Source organism: Kitasatospora sp. NPDC057595 (assembly GCF_042800875.1).
GTDB lineage: Bacteria > Actinomycetota > Actinomycetes > Streptomycetales > Streptomycetaceae > Kitasatospora.
On the sequence record NZ_JBHVGL010000028.1, the window covers coordinates 45054 to 53570 of the forward strand.

8 protein-coding genes are annotated in these 8517 nt (G+C 73.5%); 6 read left to right on the forward strand and 2 right to left on the reverse strand.

Going from position 1 to position 8517, the window contains the following annotated elements; all coding sequences use genetic code 11:
* The first annotated feature begins 35 nt into the window (after positions 1-35).
* Entirely contained in the window at positions 36-1493 is a 1458-nt protein-coding gene (locus tag ACFU9E_RS31565) for a replication-associated recombination protein A (RefSeq protein ID WP_380683386.1), read from the forward strand.
* A 315-nt stretch (positions 1494-1808) separates the two neighbouring features.
* Positions 1809-2423 carry a 30S ribosomal protein S4 gene (gene rpsD, locus ACFU9E_RS31570; protein ID WP_350570297.1) on the forward strand — a complete coding sequence of 205 codons (615 nt, stop codon included), beginning with the start codon at positions 1809-1811 and terminating at the stop codon, positions 2421-2423.
* Between the two features lie 127 nt (positions 2424-2550).
* On the opposite strand, the gene ACFU9E_RS31575 is transcribed toward rpsD, so the two are convergent.
* Both ACFU9E_RS31575 and ACFU9E_RS31580 read right to left on the reverse strand, forming a co-directional pair.
* Positions 2551-2844, reverse strand: a complete 294-nt coding sequence (locus ACFU9E_RS31575) for a tetratricopeptide repeat protein (RefSeq protein WP_380683396.1) — start codon at positions 2842-2844, stop codon at positions 2551-2553.
* A 78-nt stretch (positions 2845-2922) separates the two neighbouring features.
* A complete protein-coding gene (locus tag ACFU9E_RS31580; protein ID WP_380683385.1) occupies positions 2923-3984 on the reverse strand; it encodes a hypothetical protein in 1062 nt (353 codons plus the stop codon).
* A 301-nt stretch (positions 3985-4285) separates the two neighbouring features.
* On the opposite strand from ACFU9E_RS31580, the gene ACFU9E_RS31585 reads away from it, so the two are divergent.
* The 4 genes from ACFU9E_RS31585 to ruvX are packed head-to-tail and all read left to right on the forward strand — an operon-like array spanning position 4286 to position 8375.
* Positions 4286-4762: a DUF948 domain-containing protein gene (locus ACFU9E_RS31585; protein WP_355374397.1), complete on the forward strand. Its 477-nt coding sequence runs from the start codon at positions 4286-4288 to the stop codon at positions 4760-4762.
* A 4-nt stretch (positions 4763-4766) separates the two neighbouring features.
* Complete coding sequence (locus ACFU9E_RS31590; protein WP_380683384.1) at positions 4767-5210, forward strand: DUF6167 family protein; 444 nt, start codon at positions 4767-4769, stop codon at positions 5208-5210.
* Positions 5210-7879, forward strand: a complete 2670-nt coding sequence (alaS, locus tag ACFU9E_RS31595; RefSeq protein ID WP_380683383.1) for an alanine--tRNA ligase — start codon at positions 5210-5212, stop codon at positions 7877-7879. The genes ACFU9E_RS31590 and alaS overlap by 1 nt, the downstream gene beginning before the upstream one ends.
* Before the next feature lie 16 nt (positions 7880-7895).
* Positions 7896-8375, forward strand: a complete 480-nt coding sequence (ruvX, locus tag ACFU9E_RS31600) for a Holliday junction resolvase RuvX (RefSeq protein ID WP_344325577.1) — start codon at positions 7896-7898, stop codon at positions 8373-8375.
* The last annotated feature ends 142 nt before the right edge of the window (positions 8376-8517 follow it).

The following is an 8517-nucleotide window of genomic DNA, read 5'->3' on the forward strand; positions in this document are numbered from 1 at the left end:
GCCGTGCTGTCGGCGGGCTCGCATAGGCTTCCGGTGTGGACGAACCGGACCTCTTCACCGCCGCCGCCGAGGAACGCCAGAGCAAGGAGCCCGGCCGCGCGCCGCTCGCCGTGCGGATGCGCCCGCGCACCCTCGACGAGGTGGCCGGCCAGCGGCAGTTGCTCAAGGACGGCTCCCCGCTGCGCCGGCTGGTCGCGGGCTCGCGCGGTCCGGCGGCGACCAGCTCGGTGATCCTGTGGGGCCCGCCCGGCACCGGCAAGACCACGCTGGCGCACGTGATCAGCCAGGCGGTGGAGGGGCGCTTCGTCGAGCTGTCCGCGATCACCGCCGGGGTCAAGGAGGTCCGCGCGGTCATCGACGGCGCCCGGCGCGCGGTCGGCATGACCGGCCGGGAGACGGTGCTGTTCCTCGACGAGATCCACCGCTTCTCCAAGGCCCAGCAGGACTCCCTGCTGCCCGCCGTGGAGAACCGCTGGGTCACCCTGATCGCCGCGACCACCGAGAACCCGTACTTCTCGGTGATCTCCCCGCTGCTCTCCCGCTCGCTGCTGCTGACCCTGGAGTCGCTGACCGACGACGACGTGCGGGCGCTGCTGCGCCGCGCGGTCGCCGACGAGCGCGGCCTGGAGGGCGCGGTGGAGCTGAGCCAGGAGGCCGAGGACCACCTGGTGCGGCTGGCCGGCGGGGACGCCCGCAAGGCACTCACCACGCTGGAGGCGGCGGCCGGCGCGGCGCTGGAGAAGGGCGAGGCGAGCATCACGCTGGCCACCACCGAGACCGCCGTCAACCAGGCGGCGGTCCGCTACGACCGGGACGGCGACCAGCACTACGACGTGGCCAGCGCGCTGATCAAGTCGATCCGGGGCAGTGACGTGGACGCCACGCTGCACTACCTGGCCCGGATGATCGAGGCGGGGGAGGACCCGCGGTTCATCGCCCGGCGGCTGATGATCTCGGCCAGCGAGGACGTCGGCCTGGCCGATCCGACGGCGCTGCAGACCGCGGTGTCGGCGGCCCAGGCGGTGGCGCTGATCGGTTTCCCGGAGGCGCGGATCATCCTTTCCCAGGCGGCCATCGCGCTCGCCCTGGCGCCCAAGTCGAACGCCGCCTACCTGGCGATCGACGCGGCGCTCGCGGACGTCCGGCAGGGGCTGGCCGGGCCGGTGCCGCCGCACCTGCGGGACGCGCACTACGGCGGCGCGGGCAAGCTGGGGCACGGCAAGGGGTACCGCTACCCGCACGACCTGCCGGAGGGCATCGCGGCCCAGCAGTACGCGCCGGACGCGGTGCACGGCAAGGCGTACTACCAGCCGACCCGGCACGGCGGGGAGGCGCGCTACGCGGACGTGGTGGAGTGGACCAGGGCGCGGCTGCGCGGGGAGCCGAGGGCGGCGTCGAAGGGGGCTTCCAAGGCGGAGCCGAAGAAGGAGCCGAAGGCGGCGCCCACGGGGGAGCCGAAGGGCCAGGAGGAGCCCGGGTCAAAGGACGGGTGATCTGCCGGTATACTCGGGCGGAGTGCCATGTCCCGGGACGGCGGCGGGGGAGACCCAGCCGACCGGCCGCACCAGCGGGACATCGGCCGTCGGCCTCCTCCGGGAGGTCCGTACCAGGAGCGTCGCGCACCGTTTCGGTGTCGCGGGCGAACCGGTTCCCGGTTCGATTTCCGTGTGACAAGCACATCTCGTGCCCGGCTCCGGAGAGCGGCTGATCGCACTGCCCTCGGGCAGTGGGGTTTTCTCCGGGCCGCGACGTGCGACCTCCGTCAACACCTGGTGAAGCCGTATTCGTAAGCAAGGAAGGTTTGGTTCATGGCGAACCAGAAGCGCCCCAAGGTCAAGATCGCGCGTGCGCTCGGCGTGCCGCTGACCCCGAAGTCCGTCAAGTACTTCGAGGCCCGCCCGTACCCGCCCGGCCAGCACGGCCGTGGCCGCAAGCAGAACTCGGACTACAAGGTCCGTCTGGTCGAGAAGCAGCGGCTGCGCGCTCAGTACGACCTGAGCGAGAAGCAGATGGCGCGCGCGTTCGACCGCGCGAAGAAGGCCGAGGGCAAGACCGGTGAGGCGCTCGTCGCCGAGCTGGAGACCCGCCTCGACGCCCTGGTGCTGCGTTCGGGCATCGCCCGCACCATCTACCAGGCCCGTCAGATGGTCGTCCACGGCCACATCGAGGTCAACGGCGGCAAGGTCAACAAGCCGTCGTACCAGATGAAGCCGGGCTTCGTGGTGACCGTCCGCGAGCGCAGCAAGGAGAAGGTCCCGTTCCAGGTCGCCCGTGAGGGTGGCAACGCGGGTGAGGGCCAGACCCCGAAGTACCTCGAGGTCAACCTGAAGGCCCTGGCCTTCCGTCTGGACCGTGCGCCGCAGCGCAAGGAGGTCCCGGTGATCTGCGACGAGCAGCTCGTCGTCGAGTACTACTCGCGCTGACCCGCGAGCGGTATCACCTGCAGTACCCCAGCGAGCCCCCGTCGCCCTTGTGGCGGCGGGGGCTCGCCCCTTGTCCGGGTGGTGTCCGGACGGTCCCGGGTGGTGCCCCGGGCGGTGTCGCGGTGGGTCAGTACGACTCGCCGGTCATCGCGGAGGCCAGCCGCAGGTGCGGGCGGGCCTCCTCGGCGCGGCCCTGGCGCTCCAGGGTGCGGCCCAGCATCAGCCGGGCGTAGTCCTCGGCCGGGTCGGCCTCCAGGATCCGGAGCAGCTCGGCCTCCGCCTTGCGCAGCTGGGCGGAGTGGAAGTAGCTGCGGGCCAGCAGCAGCCGGACCGACAGGTTGGCCGGCTCCTCGGCGAGCACTCCTTCGAGCATCCGGGCGGCGTCGGTGTACGCCTTGGAGTCGAAGTAGAAGTTCGCCATGCGGTAGTCGTCGGCGATGTTGGCCACGGGGTGCTCCTTCCGTACGGTGGTTCCGCCCCCTCCAGCACCGGACAAGTTTCAACTATTCCCGGGCGGGAGCGGCCCGCCCTCCAGCCGCGCCAGCAGGTCGAGCGCCGGCCCGATGCCCGCCCGGTCGTTGAAGCGGCGGTGCAGCCGGACGCTCTCCCGGGCGAGCGTCCGGGCCGGGCGGATCTCACCGTTCAGCCAGCGCGCGTACGCCAGCGCGTGGAGTCCGTACGCGTACGCCCACTGCTCGCCGTACCGCTCGCACAGCTCACGGGCCCGGCCGAGCCGGAGCTCGCCGCGCTCCCGGTCGCCCCGGCGCAGCTGGGCGGTGCCCAGCCCGACCATCGCCAACAGCACGTTGCTGTCCAGCTCGCCGACGGCGCGGTAGCGCCGCAGCGCCTCCTCGAACAGCTCGGCGGCGCGGGCCGGCCGGTCGCCGGTCAGCGCGGCGCAGCCCTGCCGGTGCACGGCGCGGGCCAGCGCGCGGTCGTCGCCGGTGGCCAGCGCCTGGCGGCGGCACTCCTCCAGGGCGGCCCGGGCGGCGGCCGGATCGCCCTGCAGTGCGGCCGTCCAGCCGGTCGCCCAGAGCGCCGTGGCACGGGCCTCGGTGGGCTCCGGGTCGAGTGCCAGCGCCCGTTCCAGCCAGCGCCGCCCCTCGGCGGGGTGGCCGCAGCCGGCCCAGTAGAACCAGAGGGTGCCGGCCAGCAGCAGGGCGGTGCGCTGCTCGCCGGGCTCGGACAGGCAGAACTCCAGGGCGGCCCGCAGGTCGGCGTGCACCAGGGCGGTGCGCTCGGCGGTCTCCGCCTGCCGGGGGCCGAACCACTCGACCTCGCCCCAGGTGGCCACGCCCAGGTACCAGTCCCGGTGGCGCCGCCGCAGCCGGCGCTCCTCGCCGGCGGCGCGCAGCCGTCGCCGCCCGTCCGCACGGCCGGCGTCCGGCAGCCGGAACCGCACGCCGTGCGGGCTCCGCTCGCGCAGCAGGGCGGACCGGGCGACGAGTCCGGTGAGCAGTCCGGGCAACTCGTCCGGGTCGATGCCCGCGCCGGCGCAGACGTACTCGGCCGCGTCGGCGTCGAAGCCGCCCGCGAAGACCGACAGCCGGGCCCGGAGCAAACGTTCCTGCCCCGGCGGTGGCCCCTCCGGTCGCGGTGTCGGTTCCCCCTCCACACCCTGCTCCCCGCGTCGAGGCCCGGGCCGGGGGTGGCCAGGGCGTCCGCCCGTCCGGGCCGCGTGGCCGCGGCCTGCCCGGCAGAACGAGGTGACCGGCGGGTGGGTTACGCGCGCGGATCGCACATCCGGTCGGATCGCCGCGTGCCCCGCGCGGGAAACCCGGTCCGGAAACCGCGCGCGGTCGCGATAGGGTTCCCTAGGGCATGGGTGCCCTGAGGTACGCACAGCGAGGGAGCGCGCAAAGGTGTCCGTGGGAGAGCTGGCCGGCCTGCTCGTCGCCGTGTTCTGGGCGGTCCTGGTCACCCTGCTCGCGGTCGTGCTGGTCCGGCTGTCGCGGGTGCTCAAGGAGGCCGCCGTCCTGGTCTCCGCCGTCACCGAGCAGGCGGTGCCGCTGCTGACCGACGCCGGCACCGCGGTGCGCAGCGCCAACGAGCAGCTGGAGCGGGTGGACGAGATCACCGCCAACGTGCAGGACGCGGCGGCCAACGCCAACGCGCTCTCCTCCACCGTCGCGGCCACCCTGGGCGGTCCGCTGGTCAAGGTCGCGGCGTTCAGCTACGGCGTGCGCAAGGCGGTCGCCAAGCAGCAGGGCACGGCCACGCTGCCGACCCAGCCGGCCGAGCGCGAGGAGCTGGCCCGGCTGATCCGGGCCGAGGTCCGGGCCGCGACCGCCCCCAGGAGCGGTCTGCTCTCCCGGGTCCGGCGCGCGGTGAGGGGCTGACGGCATGGTGCGACGCATCTTCTGGATGGCGGTCGGCGCCGGCGCCACCGTCTGGGCCATGAACAAGGCCAACGAGGCCGTGCACCGGCTCACCCCGGACAGCCTCTCCGGCACCGCCGCCCGCGGCGCGCTGCAGCTGGGCGACCGGGCCAAGCAGTTCGCGCAGGACGTGCGGACCGGCATGACCGAGCGCGAGGAGCAGCTGCGAGAGGACCTCGGACTGGAGGGCACCGCCGTCGTCGAGCCGCGTCGCCGCGGTGTCGTGCGCGGCGAGCCCCGGTACCGAGCTATCTCGGCGGCGCCCGGGAGCCCGGCCGCCGCCCTGCCTCCGTCCAGCAGTACCCGCGCATCGTCCTCGGACGGTCCCCGCACCACCCCCCAAGCCATCGAGAAGACGCCCCGACGCGCGATTCCGCCGCGGGGCGGTACCAACCGGAAGGACCACTAATGGAGTCGGCAGAGATCCGCCGCCGCTGGCTGCGCTTCTTCGAGGAGCGCGGCCACACCGTCGTTCCGTCGGCGTCCCTGGTCGCCGACGACCCCACCCTGCTGCTGGTCAACGCCGGCATGGTCCCGTTCAAGCCCTACTTCCTGGGCGAGGTCAAGCCGCAGTTCTCGCGCGCGACCAGCGTGCAGAAGTGCGTGCGCACCCTGGACATCGAGGAGGTCGGGAAGACCACCCGGCACGGCTCCTTCTTCCAGATGTGCGGCAACTTCTCCTTCGGTGACTACTTCAAGGAAGGAGCCATCAAGTTCGCCTGGGAGCTGCTCACCACTCCCGTCGCGGAGGGTGGCTACGGCCTGGAGAAGGAGAAGCTCTGGATCACCGTCTACCAGGACGACGACGAGGCCGAGCTGATCTGGCGTGAGGTCATCGGCGTGCCCGCCGAGCGCATCCAGCGCCTGGGCATGAAGGACAACTTCTGGTCGATGGGGGTCCCCGGCCCGTGCGGCCCGTGCTCGGAGATCAACTACGACCGCGGCCCCGCGTACGGCGAGGAGGGCGGCCCGGCCGTCAACGGCGAGCGCTACCTGGAGATCTGGAACCTGGTCTTCATGCAGTACGAGCGCGGCCACGGCGACGGCAAGGACGGCTTCGAGATCCTCGGCGACCTGCCGAGCAAGAACATCGACACCGGCCTCGGCCTGGAGCGCCTGGCCGCCATCCTGCAGGGCGTCGACAACCTCTTCGAGATCGACACCAGCCGGATGATCCTGGACCGGGCCGCCGAGCTGACCGGCCACGCCTACGGCGCGGACCACAAGGCGGACGTCTCGCTGCGCGTGGTCACGGACCACATCCGCACCGCGCTGATGCTGGTCGGCGACGGCGTCACCCCCGGCAACGAGGGCCGCGGCTACGTGCTGCGCCGCATCCTGCGCCGCGCCATCCGCAACATGCGCCTGCTGGGCGCCACCGAGCCGGTGGCCAAGGAGCTGACGGACATCGCGATCAAGGCGATGGCCCCGCAGTACCCGGAGCTGGAGGCCGACCGCAAGCGCATCGAGACGGTCGTCACCGCCGAGGAGACGGCCTTCCTGCAGACCCTGAAGGCCGGCACCAACCTGCTGGACGCCGCGGTCACCGAGACCAAGCAGGCCGGCGGCGCGGTGCTCTCCGGCGACCAGGCGTTCAAGCTGCACGACACCTACGGCTTCCCGATCGACCTGACCCTGGAGATGGCCGAGGAGCAGGGCCTGCAGGTCGACGAGGCCGGCTTCCGCCGCCTGATGCAGGAGCAGCGGGACCGCGCCAAGGCGGACGCCAAGGCCAAGAAGATGGGCCACGCCGACGTCGCCGCGTACCGCGAGGTCGCCGACAAGTCCGGCGCCAGCGTCTTCACCGGCTACACCCTCACCGAGGGCGAGGCCACCGTGGTCGGCCTGCTGGTGAACGGCGTTCCGGCGCCGGCCGCCACCGAGGGCGACGAGGTCGAGCTCATCCTCGACCGCACCCCGTTCTACGCCGAGGGCGGCGGCCAGCTCGCCGACCACGGCCGGATCCGGCTGGACTCCGGCGCGGTCGTCGAGATCCGCGACGTGCAGCAGCCCGTCCCGGGCGTGATCGTGCACTCCGGCGGCGTGCTGTTCGGCGAGGTCGTGCTCGGCTCCGCGGCGTACGCCACCATCGACGTGGACCGCCGCCGGGCCATCGCCCGCGCCCACTCGGCCACCCACCTGACCCACCAGGCGCTGCGCGACGCGCTCGGCCCGACGGCCGCCCAGGCCGGTTCGGAGAACGCCCCGGGCCGCTTCCGCTTCGACTTCGGCTCGCCCGCCGCCGTGCCCGGCAGCGTGCTGACCGACGTCGAGCAGAAGATCAACGACGTGCTGACCCGCGAGCTGGAGGTCACCGCCGAGGTCATGACGATGGACCAGGCCCGCAAGGCCGGCGCCATCGCGATGTTCGGCGAGAAGTACGGCGACGAGGTCCGCGTCGTCACGATCGGCGACTTCTCCAAGGAGCTGTGCGGCGGCACGCACGTCGGCAACACCGCCCAGCTGGGTCTGGTGAAGCTGCTCGGCGAGTCCTCGATCGGCTCCGGCGTGCGCCGGGTGGAGGCGCTGGTCGGCGCCGACGCCTACCGTTTCCTGGCCCGTGAGCACACCGTGGTCGCCCAGCTGACCGAGCTGGTCAAGGGCCGTCCGGAGGAGCTGCCGGAGAAGATCTCCGGCATGCTCGCCAAGCTCAAGGACGCCGAGAAGGAGATCGAGCGCTTCCGCGCCGAGAAGGTGCTCGCGGCCGCCGCGGGCCTGGCCGACTCGGCCGAGGACGTGCACGGCATCGCCGTGGTCGCCGCCCGGGTCGCCGACGGCACGGGCGCGGACGAGCTGCGCAAGCTGGTCCTGGACGTGCGCGGCCGGCTCGGCTCGCGCCCGGCCGTGGTCGCCGCCTTCACCGTCGCCAACGACCGCCCGCTGACCGTGATCGCCACCAACGAGGACGCCCGCGGCCGCGGCATCAAGGCCGGCGAGCTGGTCCGCACCGCCGCCAAGACCCTCGGCGGCGGCGGTGGCGGCAAGGACGACGTCGCCCAGGGCGGTGGCACCAACCCGGCCGCGATCGACGAGGCCGTCGCCGCGGTGCGCGGCCTGGTCGCGGAGCGTGCCTCCTGATGGGGTCCGCGTTCTGATGGAGTTCGAGGAGAAGCCCTTCCGGCGCGGGCGGCGGATCGCCGTCGACGTCGGGGACGCCCGGATCGGGGTCGCGTCCTGCGACCCCGACGGGGTGCTCGCCACCCCGGTGGAGACCGTCCCGGCCGGGGTGAAGTCGCAGGCCAGGATCGCCGCGATCGTCGAGGAGTACGGCGCGATCGAGGTGATCGTCGGGCTGCCGCGCTCGCTCAGCGGCAAGGAGGGCCCGGCCGCCGAGAAGGTGCGCGGCTACGCGGCCCGGCTCGCCAACCGGCTCTGGCCGGTGCCGGTCCGGCTGGTCGACGAGCGGATGTCGACGGTCACCGCGACCCACGGGCTGCGCGCCTCGGGGGTCAAGGCCAAGAAGGGCCGCTCGGTGGTCGACCAGGCCGCCGCGGTGGTGATCCTGCAGACCGCCCTTGAGTCCGAACGGGTGAGCGGACGCCCGCCCGGTGAGAGCGTCGAGGCGGCGGGCTGACCGGCCTGTTCTAACGTCCCGAAGAGGGGTGCGGGGGGGCGCGCCGGCGCCCGCGGCCCCCCGCCCGGGGCGGGGGGGGGCGCGGGCGTGGGAGGGGCGGGGAGTCGGTGCCGGCGAGCGCCGGGCGGCCGGCGGGGGCGCC

Excerpts from the sequence above, each read along its gene's own strand:
- rpsD (WP_350570297.1), top strand. The coding sequence starts at position 1,809 with ATGGCGAACCAGAAGCGCCCCAAGGTCAAGATCGCGCGTGCGCTCGGC.
- ruvX (WP_344325577.1), top strand. The coding sequence starts at position 7,896 with ATGGAGTTCGAGGAGAAGCCCTTCCGGCGCGGGCGGCGGATCGCCGTC.
- ACFU9E_RS31590 (WP_380683384.1), top strand. The coding sequence starts at position 4,767 with ATGGTGCGACGCATCTTCTGGATGGCGGTCGGCGCCGGCGCCACCGTC.
- alaS (WP_380683383.1), top strand. The coding sequence starts at position 5,210 with ATGGAGTCGGCAGAGATCCGCCGCCGCTGGCTGCGCTTCTTCGAGGAG.
- ACFU9E_RS31575 (WP_380683396.1), bottom strand. The coding sequence starts at position 2,844 with ATGGCGAACTTCTACTTCGACTCCAAGGCGTACACCGACGCCGCCCGG.